This is a genomic window from Neobacillus vireti, assembly GCF_036962345.1.
Lineage (GTDB): Bacteria > Bacillota > Bacilli > Bacillales > Cytobacillaceae > Neobacillus > Neobacillus vireti_A.
On the sequence record NZ_JBALNB010000001.1, the window covers coordinates 19,288 to 39,624 of the forward strand.

Annotated in this window: 17 protein-coding genes and 4 tRNA genes; 20 read left to right on the forward strand and 1 reads right to left on the reverse strand. The window is 39.0% G+C overall.

Features of this window, described 5'->3' with window-relative positions:
* The 8 genes from ychF to dnaB all read left to right on the forward strand — a co-directional run bounded on the left by ychF (nucleotide 1) and on the right by dnaB (nucleotide 7,791).
* Entirely contained in the window at nucleotides 1–1,101 is a 1,101-nt protein-coding gene (gene ychF / locus V7108_RS00100; protein ID WP_335510755.1) for a redox-regulated ATPase YchF, read from the forward strand.
* 169 nt (nucleotides 1,102–1,270) lie between these two features.
* Nucleotides 1,271–1,558 (forward strand): 30S ribosomal protein S6, encoded by a 288-nt coding sequence (gene rpsF / locus V7108_RS00105; RefSeq protein WP_045519104.1) that lies wholly within the window; start codon nucleotides 1,271–1,273, stop codon nucleotides 1,556–1,558.
* Between the two features lie 67 nt (nucleotides 1,559–1,625).
* Nucleotides 1,626–2,171 (forward strand): single-stranded DNA-binding protein, encoded by a 546-nt coding sequence (gene ssb / locus V7108_RS00110; protein WP_335510753.1) that lies wholly within the window; start codon nucleotides 1,626–1,628, stop codon nucleotides 2,169–2,171.
* 47 nt (nucleotides 2,172–2,218) lie between these two features.
* On the forward strand, nucleotides 2,219–2,461 hold the full coding sequence (rpsR, locus tag V7108_RS00115) for a 30S ribosomal protein S18 (protein ID WP_335510751.1): 243 nt from the start codon (nucleotides 2,219–2,221) through the stop codon (nucleotides 2,459–2,461).
* A 426-nt stretch (nucleotides 2,462–2,887) separates the two neighbouring features.
* The gene (locus tag V7108_RS00120; protein WP_335510748.1) at nucleotides 2,888–3,835 is read left to right on the forward strand and encodes a YybS family protein; all 948 of its coding nucleotides are present in this window, start codon (nucleotides 2,888–2,890) and stop codon (nucleotides 3,833–3,835) included.
* Nucleotides 3,836–3,858: 23 nt separating this feature from the next.
* Nucleotides 3,859–5,832, forward strand: coding sequence for a DHH family phosphoesterase (locus tag V7108_RS00125; RefSeq protein ID WP_335510747.1), 1,974 nt, complete (start codon nucleotides 3,859–3,861; stop codon nucleotides 5,830–5,832).
* Nucleotides 5,829–6,278, forward strand: coding sequence for a 50S ribosomal protein L9 (gene rplI / locus V7108_RS00130; RefSeq protein ID WP_335510745.1), 450 nt, complete (start codon nucleotides 5,829–5,831; stop codon nucleotides 6,276–6,278). The genes V7108_RS00125 and rplI overlap by 4 nt, the downstream gene beginning before the upstream one ends.
* Nucleotides 6,279–6,441: 163 nt before the next feature.
* Entirely contained in the window at nucleotides 6,442–7,791 is a 1,350-nt protein-coding gene (gene dnaB, locus V7108_RS00135; protein ID WP_335510743.1) for a replicative DNA helicase, read from the forward strand.
* Between the two features lie 350 nt (nucleotides 7,792–8,141).
* Here dnaB and V7108_RS00140 read toward each other — a convergent pair whose 3' ends face one another.
* Entirely contained in the window at nucleotides 8,142–9,041 is a 900-nt protein-coding gene (locus V7108_RS00140; RefSeq protein ID WP_335510741.1) for a nuclease-related domain-containing protein, read from the reverse strand.
* A 213-nt stretch (nucleotides 9,042–9,254) separates the two neighbouring features.
* Here V7108_RS00140 and V7108_RS00145 point away from each other — a divergent pair, with 213 nt between their 5' ends.
* From V7108_RS00145 to V7108_RS00200, 12 genes are all read left to right on the forward strand, one after another.
* Nucleotides 9,255–10,547: an adenylosuccinate synthase gene (locus V7108_RS00145; protein ID WP_335510739.1), complete on the forward strand. Its 1,293-nt coding sequence runs from the start codon at nucleotides 9,255–9,257 to the stop codon at nucleotides 10,545–10,547.
* A gap of 130 nt (nucleotides 10,548–10,677) precedes the next feature.
* Nucleotides 10,678–10,753 (forward strand) — tRNA-Lys (locus V7108_RS00150).
* Between the two features lie 81 nt (nucleotides 10,754–10,834).
* A tRNA-Glu gene (locus V7108_RS00155) sits at nucleotides 10,835–10,906 on the forward strand.
* Nucleotides 10,907–10,974: 68 nt separating this feature from the next.
* A tRNA-Asp gene (locus V7108_RS00160) sits at nucleotides 10,975–11,051 on the forward strand.
* Nucleotides 11,052–11,083: 32 nt separating this feature from the next.
* Nucleotides 11,084–11,156 (forward strand) — tRNA-Phe (locus V7108_RS00165).
* A gap of 405 nt (nucleotides 11,157–11,561) precedes the next feature.
* On the forward strand, nucleotides 11,562–13,019 hold the full coding sequence (locus V7108_RS00170) for a peptidoglycan DD-metalloendopeptidase family protein (protein WP_335567038.1): 1,458 nt from the start codon (nucleotides 11,562–11,564) through the stop codon (nucleotides 13,017–13,019).
* 155 nt (nucleotides 13,020–13,174) lie between these two features.
* Nucleotides 13,175–13,885, forward strand: a complete 711-nt coding sequence (gene yycF / locus V7108_RS00175; RefSeq protein WP_335510735.1) for a response regulator YycF — start codon at nucleotides 13,175–13,177, stop codon at nucleotides 13,883–13,885.
* A gap of 8 nt (nucleotides 13,886–13,893) precedes the next feature.
* The gene (walK, locus tag V7108_RS00180; RefSeq protein WP_335510733.1) at nucleotides 13,894–15,717 is read left to right on the forward strand and encodes a cell wall metabolism sensor histidine kinase WalK; all 1,824 of its coding nucleotides are present in this window, start codon (nucleotides 13,894–13,896) and stop codon (nucleotides 15,715–15,717) included.
* Nucleotides 15,714–17,036, forward strand: coding sequence for a YycH family regulatory protein (locus V7108_RS00185; protein WP_335510730.1), 1,323 nt, complete (start codon nucleotides 15,714–15,716; stop codon nucleotides 17,034–17,036). The genes walK and V7108_RS00185 overlap by 4 nt, the downstream gene beginning before the upstream one ends.
* A complete protein-coding gene (locus V7108_RS00190; protein WP_335510728.1) occupies nucleotides 17,023–17,808 on the forward strand; it encodes a two-component system regulatory protein YycI in 786 nt (261 codons plus the stop codon). Before V7108_RS00185 ends, V7108_RS00190 begins: the two co-directional genes overlap by 14 nt.
* A 17-nt stretch (nucleotides 17,809–17,825) precedes the next feature.
* On the forward strand, nucleotides 17,826–18,620 hold the full coding sequence (locus tag V7108_RS00195; RefSeq protein WP_335510727.1) for an MBL fold metallo-hydrolase: 795 nt from the start codon (nucleotides 17,826–17,828) through the stop codon (nucleotides 18,618–18,620).
* Nucleotides 18,621–18,880: 260 nt separating this feature from the next.
* Nucleotides 18,881–20,113 (forward strand): S1C family serine protease, encoded by a 1,233-nt coding sequence (locus V7108_RS00200; protein WP_335510725.1) that lies wholly within the window; start codon nucleotides 18,881–18,883, stop codon nucleotides 20,111–20,113.
* Nucleotides 20,114–20,337 lie beyond the last annotated feature (224 nt).

A 20,337-nucleotide genomic window follows, 5' to 3' on the forward strand; every position in this document is an offset into this window, starting at 1 on the left:
ATGGCTTTAACAGCAGGTATTGTGGGACTTCCAAACGTGGGTAAGTCTACATTATTTAATGCAATTACACAAGCTGGGGCAGAATCAGCGAACTACCCATTCTGTACCATTGATCCAAACGTAGGAATTGTAGAAGTACCGGATGACCGCTTAAATAAATTAACGGAACTCGTTCAGCCGAAGAAGACAGTTCCCACTGCCTTTGAATTTACCGATATTGCAGGAATTGTAAAAGGTGCAAGTAAAGGTGAAGGACTTGGAAACAAATTTCTGTCCCACATTCGTCAAGTGGACGCTATTTGCCAAGTGGTTCGCTGCTTTGCAGATGAAAATATCACGCACGTAGCAGGGAAAGTAGATCCTATTTCCGACATTGAAGTTATTAACTTAGAGTTAATCCTTGCTGACATGGAATCTGTTGAAAAACGGATTAGCCGTGTTGAAAAATTGGCCAAGCAAAAGGATAAAGATGCGGCTGCTGAGTTTGAAGTTCTTTCAATGCTTCGTGAAGCATTTGAAGCTGAAAAACCAGCACGGACCGTAGAATTTACCGAAGAGCAAATGAAAATCGCAAAAATGCTTCATCTTTTAACGATTAAGCCTGTTTTATATGTAGCAAATGTTGGTGAAGATGATGTAGCAGATCCTTCAGGAAACGAATATGTACAAAAAGTACGTGAATTTGCTGCGGCAGATAATGCTGAAGTTATTGTAGTTTGTGCAAAGATTGAAGAGGAAATTGCTGAACTGGATGGCGAAGAAAAGCAAATGTTCCTAGAGGAGCTTGGAATCGAAGAATCTGGACTTGATCAATTAATTCGGGCTGCCTACAACCTGCTTGGATTAGCTACTTATTTTACAGCTGGTGTACAGGAAGTTCGTGCATGGACGTTCCGACATGGCATGAAGGCTCCACAATGTGCGGGAATCATTCACTCCGATTTTGAAAGAGGATTTATCCGTGCTGAAACCGTTTCTTATGAGGACTTATTAGCAGCTGGAAGCTATAATGGCGCTAAGGAAGCTGGAAAAGTCCGTTTAGAAGGTAAAGAGTATTTAGTAAAAGATGGAGATGTCATTCACTTCCGATTTAATGTGTAAAACAGTAAGCCTTGCATCTGCAAGGCTTTTTACCATTCTACAAGGAATATCTAGAATTGGTGAACAACGTTGCATTCCAACGAATCCTATGCTATAATCTTACATTGTGAGTAATGAATAATTGCTCCTTGCCCAAATGGGCCGTTTAGACCAAAAGGAGGTGACTGTGATGAATAAGTACGAAATCATGTACATCATCCGCCCAAACATTGAAGACGAAGCGAAAAAGGCTCTTGTAGAGCGTTTCAACGGAATTCTTCTTGAAAATGGTGCGGAAACTGCTGAAACAAAAGATTGGGGTAAGCGTCGTCTAGCTTACGAAATCAACGATTTCCGTGATGGATATTACGAAATCGTGAAAACTACATCTTCAGCTGACGCGGTACAAGAATTTTCTCGTCTTGCGAAAATCAGCGAAGATATCATTCGCCATTTAGTAATTAAAGAAGAAGCTTAATATAAATATACTTTGGTTTAAATGTTCCACATGGAACATTTTACCAGAAGAAAAGGAGTTGATTCTGATGATGAATCGTGTCGTGCTTGTAGGCCGTTTAACAAAAGATCCTGATTTGCGTTATACACCAAATGGGGTTCCTGTAGCTACCTTTACTTTAGCAGTTAACCGTCCGTTTTCTAGTCAGTCAGGTGAGCGTGAAGCAGACTTTATTAACTGTGTTGTTTGGCGAAAACCTGCTGAAAATGTGGCAAACTTCTTGAAAAAAGGCAGTCTTGCAGGTGTCGATGGCCGCATTCAAACCCGCAACTATGAAGGACAAGATGGTAAACGTGTATACGTTACTGAAGTTCAGGCAGAAAGTGTCCAATTTCTTGAGCCTAAAAATTCATCAGGCGGCGGTGGCGGAAGAAACGACAATGATTACTTCGGTGCACCACCAAGGGAACCGCAGGGAAATCCTTATGGCGGCGGCAATCAGAATCAACAACGCCAATATCAAGGCAATAACAATAATAACAATAATAACAATAACAAAGGTTTTCCTAAAGATGATGATCCGTTCGCAGGTAACGGTCAAATAGACATCTCCGATGATGATCTACCATTTTAACGTCAACCTTTTCTGAACGTAATCATAACTAAAAGGAGGGAATTTTCATGGCAGGTGGAGGACGTAAAGGCGGACGCGCGAAGCGCCGTAAAGTGTGCTATTTTACAGCAAATGGTATCACTCGCATCGATTATAAAGAAGTAGATTTACTTAAAAAGTTCATTTCTGAGCGTGGAAAAATTTTACCACGTCGTGTAACTGGTACTAGCGCTAAATATCAACGTAAACTAACAGTTGCAATCAAACGTGCACGTCAAATGGCATTATTACCATTCGTTTCAGGTGAATAATAAAGCGTAAGCGCCTTGACAGGGGCGACAGGCATAAGACGAGCCGGCAAGAGGTTGCTTTTTACCTTCTTGCCGGCTTGGCCTATGACCCGAGCCCCTAGGCGCTAAGGCTAGAGTAAATTGTTCTAAGGCAGCCAGGGTCATCCCTTGCTGCCTTTTTTATTTTTAAAGTTGAATAGCAATGCTTTTCTAGCTAAAATTAAGGAATAGGCTTTTTGATATATTGCTGTTTTTGAAACGACTGTTGTTAAAATCCTAAAGCCGATTTTAACGTGGAAATAGCTATTTTGCGCCATTGAAATTAGCGTGCTAGCTCGTTTCTTATTGTATTTTCCTGTTTACGGTGAAGACACAGCAGAATCATTAAATTTCATTATAAAAAGCAACAAAGTTTAAGAAAAGAGCCTAAATAATTGAGGTGAAGCAGTGAAAAATGTTCGTAAACTAACAGAAGGTGCTATCCTTTTAGCAGCCTTTGCAGTCTTATTATTACTTACCATTTATGTTCCGGTTCTTGGAATGCTTGTGAATTTATTTTTAGCTGTACCCTTTATATTATTTGCCGCTAAAAATAATGGCAAAAGTATTTTTGTTTTTATTATTGCATCCCTTTTCCTTTCGTTTATTGTAGGGACGATTATGTCGCTGCCATTAACGTTAGCATACGGAACAACAGGTGTTGTGATTGGGTACTTAATTCAAAAACAAAAGAATATGGGGATATTATTTATTAGCGGGTCCCTTGTCTTTTTAATAAACTTAATAATTATTTATGTGACAAGCATTGTTTTATTTAATGTGAATATGATTACTGAAATGATTGATATATTGCGTGAATCATTCGATACATCCGCAGGTTTGCTGGGGAGTTTTGGTAATCCAGAGGACAATAAAAAAGTTATAGAACAATTTAATAATGGATTAAACCTTATTAAAACCTTAATTCCAACTTTATTTGTTGTCACTTCATTTTTCATCGTTTTCATTATGCAGCTTGTATCGTTTCCGATTATTAAGAGATTTGGCGTTAAGGTAGAAAAGTGGAAAAGCTTTAAAGAGATTTCCTTGCCAAAAAGTTTATTATATTATTTTCTTCTTACCTTGTTACTGAGCATGTTTATGAACCCTGAAGAAGGCACCTTCTGGTATATGGCTATAATTAATTTGACTTATATCCTCCAGTTTTTAATGGTGTTGCAAGGATATACATTTATATTTTATTACTTCGATCAAAAGGGTATTTCGAAGGCTATCACTATTACAATAGCGATTGTCGCTTTTCTAGTTCCAATTTTCCTTTATATTGTAGGGATATTAGGTATAATTGATTTAAGCTTTGATTTACGAAAAGGCTTTACTAAAAAAGAGAGATGACTACTGTTTAGGAGCTGAAAAAATTGCCTGCATTTATTGAAAAACGCTCGATTCGCTATCCTTTTTACGGGCTGATAGGCATTACAGTGGTGCTGCTCATTGTCCTGACCTACTATAATTGGATATTAAGCTTGGTGGGATTATTTCTGATCATTCCGCCGTTATACTATATGATCGTCATCGAATCCCGCCAAAGAAAAGAGATGGAAGATTATATCTCAACCCTTTCTTACCGAGTAAAAAGGGTAGGCGAAGAAGCGCTGATGGAAATGCCGATAGGGATTATGCTTATTAATGACGAATATTTTATTGAGTGGACCAATCCTTTTCTTTCCTCCTATTTCGATGAAGATACGCTGGTTGGTAAGTCTCTTTACGAGGTGGCAGACACATTAATACCGTTAATCAAGCAAGAAGTTGAAACAGAAATCATTACCCTTCATGAACGTAAATTTCGAGTGATTCTCAAAAGCGAGGAAAAGCTTCTATACTTTTTTGATGTCACTGAACAAAAAGAAATTGAAAAAATGTATCATGATGAACGGACCGTTATTGCCATTATCTTCTTAGATAATTACGATGAACTAACACAAGGTATGGATGACCAAATGCGCGGAAGCATTAATAATATGGTTACATCTACCCTCAATAAGTGGGCGCATGACAATGGTATTTTTCTAAAAAGAATCTCATCCGAACGATTTATCGCAGTGTTTAATGAAGCGATTCTGCAACTCCTTGAAAGAGGTAAATTTCCTGTCCTTGATGATGTTAGGGAAATGACTTCTAAGCAAAATATATCCTTTACCTTAAGTATTGGAGTAGGTGCTGGAACCCCTTCACTGCCTGAATTAGGCGTGTTAGCACAATCCAGTCTCGATCTAGCATTAGGAAGAGGCGGAGACCAGGTAGCGATAAAACATCCAAATGGAAAAGTAAAATTCTTTGGCGGGAAAACAAATCCTGTTGAAAAACGGACAAGAGTACGTGCCCGCGTTATTTCTCATGCGTTGAAGGATTTAATTACGGCAAGTGATAAAGTCATTATTATGGGTCATAAAAATCCTGACATGGATTCGATTGGGTCTTCCATAGGTATATACAAAGTAGCACAGATGAATCAAAAAGACGCCTACATAGTTTTGAACATACAAGAAATGGATAGCGCTGTTCAAAGACTTATGGGGGAAATCCGTCAGCAGGAGCAATTATTTTCTCGATTTATTGGACCAGAAGAGGCATTGGAAATCGCCACTGAAAAAACACTACTGGTGGTCGTGGATACCCACAAGCCGGCACTCGTAATTGAAGAGCGTCTCCTTAATAAAATTGATAATGTCGTTGTAATTGACCATCATCGCCGCGGAGAAGAATTCATTGAAAATCCGGTACTTGTTTATATGGAACCCTATGCGTCATCGACTGCGGAACTTGTAACCGAATTTCTTGAATACCAGCCAAAACGCGGTAAAATAGAAATGATAGAAGCAACTGCACTTTTAGCTGGAATTGTGGTGGATACCAAGAGTTTTACATTAAGAACAGGTGCCAGGACCTTCGATGCAGCCTCTTATTTAAGAGGTCAGGGTGCAGATACCATCCTTGTACAGAAGTTTTTAAAAGAAAGCGTTGATACGTATATAAAAAGAGCAAAATTAATTGAATCGGTTCTTTTTTACCGCGATGGTATTGCTATTGCAAAAGGCAGTGAAAATGAACATTACGACCAAGTCCTTCTTGCCCAGGCAGCAGATACACTCTTGACGATGGACGGTGTAGCAGCCTCATTTGTAATTGCAAAACGCAGCGAAGGGCTTATTGGAATAAGTGCCAGATCGCTTGGAAATGTAAATGTTCAGGTGATTATGGAGAAGCTTCAGGGCGGCGGGCATTTAACCAATGCAGCCACACAATTAGCTGGTATCTCGGTGTTAGAAGCAGATAGACAATTAAAGCTAGCAGTTGAAGATTATTTTGAAGGTGGGAGTAAAGAATGAAAGTAATTTTTCTGAAGGATGTTAAAGGAAAAGGAAAAAAAGGTGAAGTGAAAAATGTAGCCGATGGCTATGCACATAACTTTTTGATTAAACAAGGTCTTGCGATTGAGGCAAATAGTGCCAATATCAGCACGTTAGAAGGACAAAAGAAAAAGGAAGACAAACGCGCTGCTGAAGAGCTTGAGGAAGCGAAAAAACTTGGTGAGCAGTTAGATAAAATAACGGTTGAATTATCAGCAAAAGCCGGTGAAGGCGGCCGTCTATTTGGTTCAATTACAACGAAGCAAATTGCGGAAGAGCTTCAAAAGAAACACGGAATTAAAATTGATAAACGCAAAATGGAACTTGCAGATGCGATTCGTACCCTTGGTCACACAAAGGTTCCGGTGAAGCTTCATCATGAAGTTACAGCGACATTAACAGTTCAAGTAAAAGAGGTAAAGTAATTTCCAGTTCAAATTTTAGATAAACATGTTAGAATAATAAAAGTGATGTGATCGGTTCTGGCTGGTCACTTTTCTTTATTCTGGCTTTTTTTCTTAAACTTAATTTGGACTTAAACTATGAAAATATATAAATGATCCTCTTAATAAATGGAGGTTTTGATAGATGAGCGATTTATATGCAGATCGTCTGCCGCCGCAAAATATTGAAGCTGAACAGGCTGTATTAGGTGCTATTTTCCTAGAGCCGTCTTCATTAACTGTGGCATCAGAAATATTAATACCAGAGGATTTCTACCGTGCTTCCCACCAAAAGATCTTTAATGCCATGCTGAAGCTGAACGACGAAGGCAAGGTAGTTGACCTTGTAACCGTAACGGAAGATCTAGCAGCACAGAAACTCATTGAAGATACTGGTGGAGTAAGTTATTTAAATGAATTGGCTAGTTCTGTCCCAACAGCTGCCAATATTGAATATTATGCGAGAATTGTAGAAGAAAAGTCTTTGCTGAGACGATTAATTCGAACAGCAACGGAGATTGCCTCAGACGGCTATTCCCGTGAGGATGAAGTCGAAGCACTTTTAAGCGAAGCAGAGAAAAATATTCTCGCAGTCGCGCAGCGTAAAAATGCAGGTTCTTTTCATAATATTAAAGATGTTTTAGTTCGTACGTATGACAATATTGAAGAAATGCACAACCGTGTTGGAGATATAACCGGTATATCTACAGGATTTGCTGAATTGGACCGGATGACAGCAGGGTTCCAGCGCAATGATTTAATTATCGTAGGGGCCCGTCCTTCCGTGGGTAAAACAGCCTTTGCCTTGAATATTGCTGCCAATGTTGCGACAAAAACAAGTGAGAATGTCGCTATTTTCAGTCTCGAGATGGGTGCTGAACAGCTTGTTATGCGTATGCTTTGTTCGGAAGGAAATATCGATGCGCAAAGATTACGTACGGGTTCCCTTACGGATGATGACTGGGGCAAGCTGACAATGGCCATGGGAAGTCTATCGAATTCGGGGATTTTTATCGACGATACACCTGGGGTTAAAGTCAATGATATCCGCTCAAAATGCCGCCGTCTGCAGCAAGAGCATGGTTTAGGCATGATCCTAATCGATTACTTGCAGTTGATCTTAGGAAGCGGTCGTGCTGGAGAGAACCGTCAGCAGGAAGTATCAGAGATTTCCCGTTCCCTAAAACAATTAGCACGTGAACTTAAGGTTCCAGTTATCGCCCTTTCTCAGCTTTCCCGTGGTGTGGAACAGCGTCAGGACAAGCGTCCAATGATGTCTGATATCCGTGAATCCGGTTCAATCGAGCAGGATGCTGACATCGTTGCTTTCTTATATCGTGATGATTACTATGATAAAGAGTCAGAGAACAAAAACATCATCGAAATCATCATCGCTAAGCAGCGTAACGGCCCAACAGGCACTGTATCACTCGCCTTTGTAAAAGAATACAATAAATTCGTAAATCTTGAGACCCGGTATGATCCGAGTGCATAGACTTTTTGAGCCAGCCAGCTATTTGGCTGGCTTTTTTTTTATCTGGGGTTAGCGGTTTTTCTAAAAAAGGTAGTTTAGAGGGGGTGGTTCCTCCTGTGGGGAGGGGAAATTCAGAGGATCGAAGGAAATAAAGACCTTTGATTCCCCTCATGAGGTAAAACAGGGCTTAGAGGGAACCAAAAGAAGTCTTTGATTCCCTCTAGTATTAAAAAAACTGTTTAGAGGGAATCAAAAAGGAACTTTGGTTCCCTCAAGATGGAATACAACGGTTTGGAGGGAACCAAAAAGGGTTTTTGGATCCCCAATAGCTGTAATAACCAGTACGATGGGAAACAAAAAAGCTCTAGGCATTATTTATAAACATAATGAGCTGAAGTCCTATGTCCAACCAGTTTAAAATCCCTACCCAGTACCCTCCGGATTACCTTCTTTGACCTAATCCCTCCGCACCACTCATAGATCTCATTGGTGGTAATCTTCCTCTCTGGAAACAGCAGGATAAATTCTCTTACACTCCTCAATATCGCCGTCTCTGCCTCATCTACGTATCCACAATTCTTACAGAGCAGTGCGCCCTCATAAATTGCCCTGCATTCGGGGCAGGTAATTCCTTTCTTTAATTGATCATAGGTATAGGAGAATATCCGTTCATAGGGGGAGTCCTCAATGTTACGATCAACAAGCTGCTGTGCTAACTCGTAGTACCTTTTATGGAGCTTGACTTGTCTGGTATTTAACTTTTTTAAAAAGCGGTTAAGCTGTGTTGGAAAAATGATAGCAGGATTATTGGAGGTGGTATATAAATGAAACTCGGGGTGGTTGAAGATTAAATAGGATTCAATTGAATAGTGAAAGCCCCACTCATGCAGCATTCTTTGAAATAAGGTCTCACACCTCTCCAACTGGTGTAATGGGTTCTTTTCAGGTTTTCCTGTTGGAGTAGACCACTTATCTTCTTTAAACGTGTGATCACCTTCCCAGTATTTAATATCCAATATGTATAACTTTTCATACGCAATAAGCAGGGTGTCAATTTGAAAGCGGGAACCATGATAGTCAAATAATAAATCATTTAGAATCAACCACTCGTCTGCTAACCCTTTAAGCCAATCGTCACTTTTAAGCTCTCCCTCATAGCCTTTTTCAATGGTGAAGAAGGTTAGTGCTTGACCTTCGTTAAACACCATTCGGGGATGTAAATACTGTAAAAGAATCAATTTCATATTTTCTGGCCGTGCTCTAAAAATCATATAACGCCTCCCTATCATTATTTTAATAAAGCTATATTATCTATTTTATGGAAAAACAAAACGAATGACAACCTAGATTGCTAAAGTAATATTTTTACGAACGTATTTTAATATCTTAATATAAATCGTTCGGGTTTTATTGACTTTTAGCTCCATTAATTGTTAAACTTGTGTATGGAAAAAGAAAAGCGTATTTAATTTGGAGGTGCCTATATGACGTCAGTAGTGGTAGTTGGTACACAATGGGGAGACGAAGGAAAGGGCAAAATCACTGATTTCCTTTCTGAAAATGCAGAGGCAATTGCTCGCTATCAAGGTGGAAATAACGCAGGACATACCATTAAGTTTAATGGAGAAACATACAAATTACACTTAATTCCATCTGGAATTTTTTATAAGGAAAAAATCTGTGTGATTGGCAACGGGATGGTCGTTGATCCAAAGGCTCTTGTAGCAGAACTTGCCTACTTACACGAAAAGGGAATTACAACGGAAAACCTTCGCATCAGTAATCGTGCACATGTCATCCTTCCTTATCATTTGAAGCTTGACGTTGTAGAAGAAGAAAGTAAAGGTGCGAATAAAATTGGAACCACTAAAAAAGGAATTGGCCCTGCTTACATGGATAAGGCAGCACGCGTTGGAATTAGAATTTCCGACCTATTAGAGCGTGATGTTTTTGAAGAAAAGCTGGAACGCAACCTTGCAGAAAAAAATCGTTTATTTGAACGTATTTATGAGACAACTGGTTTTACAAAAGAAGAAATCTTGGATGAGTATTATGAATATGGCCAGCAAATCAAGCAATATGTTTGCGATACATCTGTCGTTTTAAATGACGCATTGGATGAAGGAAAACGTGTTTTATTTGAAGGTGCACAGGGCGTTATGCTGGATATTGACCAAGGTACGTATCCATTTGTCACTTCTTCAAACCCTGTTGCCGGCGGTGTAACAATTGGTTCTGGCGTAGGCCCATCCAAAATTACTCATGTTGTGGGAGTTTGTAAAGCTTATACCTCTCGTGTAGGTGATGGACCGTTCCCAACAGAGTTATTTGATGAAATTGGAAATCAAATTCGAGAGGTTGGCCGTGAATACGGCACGACAACTGGCCGTCCGCGCCGTATTGGCTGGTTTGACAGTGTAGTTGTTCGCCATGCCCGTCGTGTCAGTGGTTTAACAGATCTTTCTCTAAACTCAATCGATGTATTATCCGGAATTGAAACATTGAAGATTTGTACGGCATACAGCTATAAGGGTGAATTGATTACCGAATATCCTGCCAGCTTAAAGATTCTATCTGAGTGTGAGCCTGTATACGAAGAACTTCCAGGCTGGACTGAGGATATTACAGGAGTTAAATCGTTAGATGAACTGCCAGTGAATGCTCGTCATTATGTGGAACGTGTTACGCAGCTAACTGGAATTCCATTAACTACTTTCTCAGTTGGACCAGACCGTAATCAAACAAATGTGGTTCGCAGTCCTTGGAGACAAATTTAGACTAATATAAGCCCTCAATTTTGGGGGCTTTAAAATTTATTAAAACTTTTTTCAAAAAAGTATTGCACGATAGCTACATGCCATGCTATTATAAAAAGCGTCGTCACGAACGAGTAACAATCTTAAGTACGAGCCATTAGCTCAGTTGGTAGAGCATCTGACTTTTAATCAGAGGGTCGAAGGTTCGAGTCCTTCATGGCTCACCAAAGTTTTTTCGCGATAGCGAAAATAACTTTCCATTTGCGACAGCAAAATAAACTTCCATAGTAAATAACATTTTAAAACATGGCCCCTTGGTCAAGTGGTTAAGACACCTCCCTTTCACGGAGGTAACACGGGTTCGAATCCCGTAGGGGTCATTGGCATTTGATTGTTGGTAAGCGATTGGCAAGTCCGGTCTGCTTGCTAACGATCATACTATAATATTGGTCTGGTAGTTCAGTTGGTTAGAATGCCTGCCTGTCACGCAGGAGGTCGCGGGTTCGAGTCCCGTCCAGACCGCCATAACTTGATTTTAGGAAACAATCCTAAGAGTTGGCTCAGTAGCTCAGTCGGTAGAGCAAAGGACTGAAAATCCTTGTGTCGGCGGTTCGATTCCGTCCTGAGCCATTATAAAAGGGAAGCTTACTATGTGTAAGCTTCTTTTTTATTTGTTACAAACGTAACATTTTTGTAAAAAAACATCCAAGTATTTACATATTTTTTTACGAGGCTTGTCTTGTTTTGTAAAAGATAGTCATTTTCTATTAACAGCTATAACCATTGATATAATAACTTTTACCTATGAATATAGGGAAAATATCATAGGGGAATTTATAATTTTCCCCTGTTTCCAACTCCTACCAATGTAGTAAAATGTCAGCTTTTATACAATTTTGTTACATTATCAAGACTAATCGTTATTTAAATTGAAATTGTGATAAAGTTATAGAGTAGAAAATGAGGCAAATTTCTTTTTGATGGTTAAAAAGCACTAGATTAAGAGAGTTGTTTCCGTAATTTAGGAGGATTCCAATGTTATTTTTTAATAAAGGAAGAAAATCAAGTAAATTAGAGAAAAAACAATCTTTAAAGACAGCTGTTATGACAGCGTTTGCGGCTTCCGCATTACTATTTAGCACTATTTCAGGAAGTGCTGCTGCTTCAATTAAATTGACAACTGTTTACCATGTATACCATAACCAACAATATGTAGGTACTGTTTCCGATAAAGAGGTTGTTGAAAAAATTGTCGAAGAAAAAGCAGAAATGCTAAAAGAATCCTTGAAGGATAAGGACATAGAATTTGGCTCAAATATTGAGTACATAAAAGAGCAGGTTTTTCGTTCCACAGCAAATAACGCTGAGACGGTAAAAAATCTCGAGAACACAATCCAGCTTCAGGCAGAGGCTTCCGCGATTGCGATTGACGGTCAGCCAATTGTTTTCTTAGAAAACCAAGAAACTGCTGAAGAGGTCATGAACAGACTTAAACTTGCCTATGTAACGCAGGCTCAACTAGATGAGGTAGAAGCAAGAAAAGCAGCACCAGCAACAGAACTTCCACCACTTGCTGAAAATGAAACTCGTATATTAGACGTAAGGGTATCTAAAAATGTTTCATTTAATCCAGAAAAAGTTACTCCGGATAAAATTCTGTCAGTTGATGAAGCTGTAATCTTTTTACAAAAGGGCACATTAGAAGAGAAGAAATATGTTGCTCAAGAAGGCGATGTACTTGGAACGATTGCCAATAACCATGGGCTGCCACTAGCAGACTTTCTTGCACTAAATCCTGACCTGACAGATAGTTCTATTGTAAAGATCGGTCAAGAGGTCAATGTTACGGCATTAAAACCGTATCTTGAAATTATTGTCGATAAAGAGGTAAATCAAAAAGAGGCTATTCCATATGGTAATGAAATCGTTAATGATGATTCTATGCCAAAAGGTGAAACTAAAGTCCAGCAAGAAGGTAAAAACGGAGAACGCTCTGTAAATTACCGTATTTCCACACAAAACGGAGCAACTGTTAGCAATGAAGTTACAAGCGAGGTTGTCCTTTCACAGCCCGTTAATCATATTGTTGTAAAAGGAACAAAAGTAATTCCATCACGTGGTACTGGTAACCTTGCATGGCCGACATCTGGAGGCTATATATCAAGCCAGCAGGGCATGAGATGGGGTAAAAGTCATAAAGGTATTGATATTGCAAGACCAAGCAACAGAACAATTAAAGCAGCAGATAATGGTAAAGTTGTATCAGCTGGATATGATGGCGGTTATGGAAACAAAATTGTAATTGACCATCAAAATGGATTACGTACCGTATATGCTCACCTTGAATCCATCAGCGTAAGTGCTGGGCAAACTGTTTCACAAGGTTCAGGTATTGGGGTAATGGGTACAACAGGAAACTCAACTGGCGTGCATTTGCATTTTGAAGTATATAAAGATGGTGCGTTGCAAAATCCTCTTAGTTATTTAAAATAAGGGTAGATTAAATAATAAGGGTCTCTAGTCCGTACTAGAGACTCTTTCTGTGTTAAATACTGCTAATACGTGAATTACTGAAGAAACCATGGTAAAGTAAACTAGAGTAGAAATGACATTTTGTATTTATTTTTTAAAACAAAGGAGCAATGGGTATGGAAAAGAAAATTCTCGTAGTAGATGATGAAAAACCGATTGCGGATATTTTGCAGTTCAATCTAAAAAAAGAGGGCTACGATGTTTACAGTGCTTATGATGGAAATGAAGCCCTTGTGATGGTGGAAGAAGTACAACCAGATTTAATTCTTTTAGATATTATGCTTCCATTAAAAGATGGTATGGAGGTTTGCCGCGAAGTCCGCAAGAAATATGATATGCCGATTATCATGCTGACCGCCAAAGATTCTGAAATAGATAAAGTACTAGGACTTGAGCTTGGTGCAGATGATTATGTAACAAAGCCGTTTAGTACAAGGGAATTAATTGCCCGAGTGAAAGCAAACTTACGTCGTCATCAGGTGGTAGTTTCTCAATCAGATGAGGAAGTTGAAACCAATGAGATTGAAGTTGGCTCACTGACCATTCATCCAAATGCATATGTAGTTTCAAAACGCGGAGAGACAATTGAATTAACACACCGTGAATTTGAGCTGCTCTATTATTTGGCGAAACATATTGGACAGGTCATGACAAGGGAACATCTTCTTCAAACCGTTTGGGGCTATGATTATTACGGAGATGTTCGTACAGTAGACGTAACAGTTCGCCGATTACGTGAAAAAATTGAAGATAATCCAAGCCACCCTACATGGATCGTTACGCGTAGAGGAGTGGGCTACTATTTACGTAATCCAGATCAGGAGTAATGCCTTTTATGAAAAAGGTTAGTTTTTTTCGATCGATACATGTGAAATTTGTCATCATTTATGTCCTGCTTATTTTAGTTGCTATGCAGGTTATTGGCGTTTATTTTGTCAGGCAGCTCGAAGAAACATTAAGGACCAATTTCCAAACTTCTATAAAAGAACGAGTTAATTTATTGGCCTATAATGTTGTCGAGGAGATGGAGAGGAAAAGAACACCTGAGGATCCTATCCTTGAAGGCGAAATCAGAAAAATTCTTCGAGATTTTGAGTCTGCAGATATTTTTGAAGTCAGTGTGATTGAAGGAAAGTCACGCAAAATCCTAGGAACTTCAGGCGCCAATCAGGGAGTCGTCGGTCAAAGGACAACTGAACTGCGGATTACACAGTCCATTAATTTAGCAGAGGACCAAAGCAGTATCAAGATTGATAAAAAAAGCGGCCATCGAATATGGGTGCTGTCTACGCCAATAAAATCAGGCAGTCAAGTAATTGGTGCGATTTATCTGGAAGCAAAAATAGAAAATGTATTTACCCAAATGAAAACAATCAATAGTATTTTTGCGACTGGGACCGGTATTGCTTTAGCCATTACTGCTTTTTTAGGAATCCTCCTTGCCCAAACCATTACTAGACCGATTACAGATATGAAAAAGCAAGCAATGGCAATGGCGAAGGGAAATTTTTCGCGAAAGGTTCGAGTGTATGGTCAGGACGAAATAGGGACCTTAGCGATGACCTTTAATAATTTAACGAAAAAACTTCAAGAGGCTCAGGCTATGACGGAGGGAGAGAGAAGAAAGCTTTCTTCTGTCTTATCCTATATGACCGATGGTGTTATTGCGACAGACCGAAAAGGCAGAGTAATCTTAATCAATGAACCAGCAGCAGAGATGCTGAATGTTTCACGTGAAACGGTCCTCTCTCAGCCGATTGTTTCTTTGTTAGGTTTAACGGACACGAATACCTTTGAAGATTTATTAGAAGAAAAGGATTCGTTGATTCTAGATTATAGTACAAAAAAGGAACGGTATATTTTACGAGCAAACTTTTCTGTTATTCAAAAGGAGACTGGGTTTGTGAATGGATTGATTGCAGTCCTTCATGATATAACCGACCAGGAAAAAATTGAAGCAGAACGAAGAGAATTTGTTGCCAATGTATCACATGAATTAAGAACACCGCTTACTACGATGAGAAGCTACTTAGAGGCACTGGCTGATGGTGCATGGAAGGATGAAGAAATTGCCCCTAATTTCTTAGAGGTTACACGTACAGAAACAGAAAGAATGATACGTCTGGTAAATGACCTCCTTCAACTTTCAAAATTAGATAGCACCGATTATCGCCTGTCAAAAGAATGGGTGAACTTTGTTGATTTCTACGACCGAATTATTGACCGGTTTGAAATGGCGAAGGATCAAAATGTCAGCTTCAGAAGAAATCTGCCAGGCCATGCTATCTTTGTTGAAATCGATGAAGATAAGATGACACAAGTTCTCTACAATATCATTTCAAATGCATTAAAGTATTCTCCTGAAGGCGGGCATGTCACTTTTTCAATCAAAGAGGAAGAGGAAAAGATTGTAGTCAGTGTCTCGGATGAAGGTGTGGGAATTCCAAAGGAGAATATCGGAAAGATATTTGACCGTTTTTACAGGGTTGATAAAGCAAGAACAAGAAAATTGGGCGGTACGGGGTTAGGTTTGGCCATTGCAAAGGAAATGGTAAATGTTCATAGTGGCATAATTTGGGCTGAAAGTGTAGAAGGCAAAGGCACTACGATTTCCTTTTCACTTCCATACGAGCAATCTGAAGAGGATGAATGGTCATGAGGTATGAAAGTAGTAAATCAGCGATTCTAATATTTCTAATCCTGGTCAGCATTGTTTTAACCTGGAATCTTTGGACGTACCAGCCTAATTTTGACTGGATGGAAAACAGTGATTATGTTGCTGAGGTGACGTTGAAAGAGAAGCAGGAGCTCCAGGAGATCATCCGTCCTGATTTAGCGCTATTTCATGTTAATGGTCAGCACTATGGAACAACCAATGCAGCAGACCTTGATAAGATGATAAGTGAAATAAGAGGATGGTCATTCTATGACGTAACTGATTATTCAGATCATGTTAGTGATATCAAGGAATTGGTGCATGGAAATGGGAATACAGAAATTGTTTTTCCTGCTGATGTCCCGATTGATCTTTATAGAAGTGTATTAAAATTTGAAGAAAAAAAGATTCCTGCTTTTAATTTTAATCGTATGATTATTAATGTTGAAAATTCGGATAAGGGAAATGGGAAAGTTTATTTTATTTCTTCTGATTATCGGCGGGTATATATGAGCCATATCTCACCAGAGTTATTAAATGGATTTAACCGTACTTTTTTTAAAAATGCCGAGCAATATCAGCGTTATTTTGCCTTTGAAACAACAGCAGAGCGGACAATTTTTATCCCTGATGGTAAATTGGAAATGATGGAATATACGTATTTACCGGTCATTTTAAACTCGGAGGCATTCAAAGAGGCGTTGTTTAGTGACCCAAGATTTGTCCAAAGGGGAACGATCGTTAACGGAGAAGAATACAGTGATGTTTCAAGTAAGATGACCGTAAACAACCAAACCAATATGCTGCATTATGTCAATCCAAACGTCGATCCTAATTTTATTGCCAACTCTTATGATTTACTTACTAGAAGTATTGATTTTATTAATGGACATGGGGGTTGGACAGATCCTTATCGGTATGTTGCTATGGATTTGAAAAGAAAATCTGTGAAGTTCCGTTTATATAGTATGGATGGCTACCCTGTCTTTAATGAAATTGGCATGTCAGAAATTCATGAGGTTTGGGGCAGAGAAGAGATTACAAAATATACAAGATCAAATATAGCATTAGAGCTTCCGTTAACCACAGAAATGGTAGAGGTAACACTTCCATCAGGCTCTGAGGCGCTGGAATTTCTTAAAAGCCGAAAGAGTTTTAAACCAGAATTACTGGAACAACTTGTTTTAGGATACCGGATGGCAAGGAACACCGATGAAAACAAACTGATCCTCCTAGAGCCTGCTTGGTTCTATCGATATAACCAGTCATGGGGACAAATCACGAAGGAAGACCTGGGGGGATTGTTACATGGATTGGAGTAAAATAAAAACGATTTTTATCTTAACGTTTTTGATATTAGATGTGTACCTTTTGTTTCAATTTATGAAAATTAGAGACGCAAATAAGTACGAAATTATTGCAGAGGCATCAATTGAGGAAAAGCTGGATGCAGACGAAATTAGCTATAAAGAATTGCCGAAGGCACCTATAAAGGACCAGTACCTTAGTGCAGAACCTAAAATGTTTACCAAGGATGATATAACGAAACTTAAGGGACAAACAGTGAATCTGAAGGAACCAAGCGCTACATTGCAGGTGAAGTTGGATAAGCCATTACAATTAAATGCAAAGTTCGAAGCTGCAGAGCTTACTCCTTTTATCAAGGATCATGTTTTGTTTGGGGACGAATATCACTTTTGGAGGAAAAATGATAAAAAGAATACAATCATCTACTTTCAACATTATGAGAATATGACCTTATATGAAAACCTCAGCGGGATGATTATCTTTCAACTTGATGATAAAAATCAAATCATATCCTATGAACAAACGTATTTAGAGGATATTGAAAAAATGATAGAGAGGAAGGAACTTCTCCCTCCTTTGAAGGCACTTGAAACCTTGCATCAAAAGGGTGCCCTGAAGCCAAAAAGCAAGATTACAAAGGTTGAGCTTGGTTATTCTACCTTAATACAGCTGGCAGCTTCACAAGCATTAGCTCCTACGTGGCGTTTCGTGGTGGATGATAAAGAAAGTCTCTATGTCAATGCATTAGAAGGACAGATTATTCAATTTAACAGCGATGGAAATTAGAGATGGAGTGAAAAAGTATGGATTTGAGGTTTAGCATTTTAGCGAGCGGAAGTACGGGGAATTCGCTATATGTAGAGTCAGATGAACACTCCTTTCTAGTCGATGCCGGATTTAGCGGCAAGCAAATGGAGGCATTTTTCAAACATATAGATCGTGATATAAGTAAATTAACAGGAATTTTTGTAACCCATGAACACAGCGACCATATTAAAGGAATTGGTGTTTTGGCCCGTAAATATAAATTGCCAGTTTATGCGAATGAAAAAACCTGGCAGGCAATGGATCGTCTGGTTGGGGATATTCCATTAGAGCAAAAGATGATTTTCGGTACAGAATGTGTAAAGAGCTTCGGCTCAACAGATATTGAATCCTTTGGTGTATCCCATGACGCAGCAGAACCAATGTTTTATGTATTTCATCATTCTGGTAAAAAGCTGGTATTGATTACGGATACTGGCTATGTAAGTGATCGGATGAAAGGAATCATCTCAAATGCAGATGCCTATATTTTTGAGTCCAATCATGATGTGCAAATGCTCAGAATGGGAAGATATCCTTGGAGTATTAAACGAAGAATTCTCAGCGACCTTGGCCATGTCTCGAATGAAGATGCAGCGATTGCGATGAGTGAAGTCATTGGCGACAATACAAAAAGGGTATATCTAGCCCATTTAAGTCTCGACAATAATATGAAGGACTTAGCAAGAATGTCAGTAGCACAAACATTGCAAAGCCAAGGATTAATCGTCGGTGAGGGATTTGATCTCTATGACACGGATCCCAAGGTACCAACGATTCTTACTGCAGTCTAAGGGGGAACAAAGATACTTATCTTTGTTCTTTTTTATGCTCTTTTCTTATTAAATTTATGAAAAAATTTAATAAGAAAAGAGCTGCAAACTAAATTAAAAGCGCAATATAAATCTTGCCACGTTAAAATCGGCATTAGGATTTTAACAACAAACATTAAGAAAACAGCCTTTTTTTTATAAAATTCTCCCTGAAAGAGTATAATTGTAAGTATAAGCCAAAATATAAATAAGCTCACTTATGAAAGGGAGACGTGGTGGAAATGGGTTATTATGATGATCATTCACAAGAGCGCTACCAAAAGAAAAATGGAAGCAGTAGAGGATATCTTTTTTCAAGTATCGTTGGTGCAATAATTGGAGCTATGCTTGTTGTTCTTTTGATTCCGACACTATCAAATCAGGGATTCCTTCCCTATAATGTTCAGCCAAATCAAAATCAGCCTGCGGGATCAAATAATGATAATCAGAACAATTTTATCCAGCAACAGGTATCGTATGATGTACAAACAGATACAACGAAGGCGATTGATAAGGCTGCAGATGCGGTAGTTGGAATCAATAATATCCAGACATCTAACTTCTGGTACGATGAGTCTGGGGACAATCAGGGGCCTGCTGGGACGGGCTCGGGTGTTATTTATAAAAAGGACGGAAATAAGGCTTATGTTGTGACCAATCAGCATGTGGTAGAAGGTGCTACTCATTTAGAGGTTACCCTTAATGATGGGACAAAGATACCCGCTAAACTGCTTGGCGGGGATGTATGGACAGATTTAGCCGTCCTTGAAATTGACGCAGATAAGGTTGAGAAAGTAGCGGAGTTTGGCGACTCAGACGCCTTAAAAATGGGCGAGCCTGTTATGGCGATTGGAAATCCGCTAGGTGCTACATTCTCAGGTTCTGTTACCCAAGGAATTATTTCGGGAATTAACCGTACGATTCCAGTTGATATCAATCAAGATGGGATTATGGATTGGAATGCAGAAGTATTACAAACAGATGCAGCGATCAATCCTGGGAACAGCGGCGGTGCATTAATTAATATTGCTGGACAACTTATCGGAATAAACTCGATGAAAATTGCCCAAAGTGCTGTTGAAGGGATTGGCTTATCGATTCCAATTAATTACGCGAGACCAATTATTAATGACCTAGAGCAATTTGGCGTGGTTAAACGCCCATATATGGGAGTCGATTTAAAATCTGTTGCAGAGATCCCAGGATATTATCAAGAGGAAGCGTTAAAATTACCTCGTGATATCACGTATGGAGTTGCACTTCGTCAGGTTATGCCAAACTCACCTGCAGCGCAGGCTGGATTAAGAGAGCTCGATGTTATCGTTGAAATGGATGGCGAAAAAATCCACGATGTCATTGATCTAAGAAAGCATTTGTATCAAGAAACAAAAATCGGCGATAAGATGGAAATAAAGTTTTATCGTGAAGGAAAGCTGCAAACGACCACTATCACATTAGCTGAAGATCAGTCATAACAGGAAGCAGGAAGGTGATATAGCCTTTCTGCTTTTTAACGAAAATTTTGTGGATAACTTATCAACAGGGTGTGAATTCTGACAAATTGCAGCTGTATATATTGTGGCGAACAAATGATTCCATACAAGATGTGGATAAAAATTGTGGACATGTGGATAACTTTTGTGGATAACTTGTTTGTAAACTGTTTGTAAACTGTTTGTAAAATAAAAAAGGGGGTTGT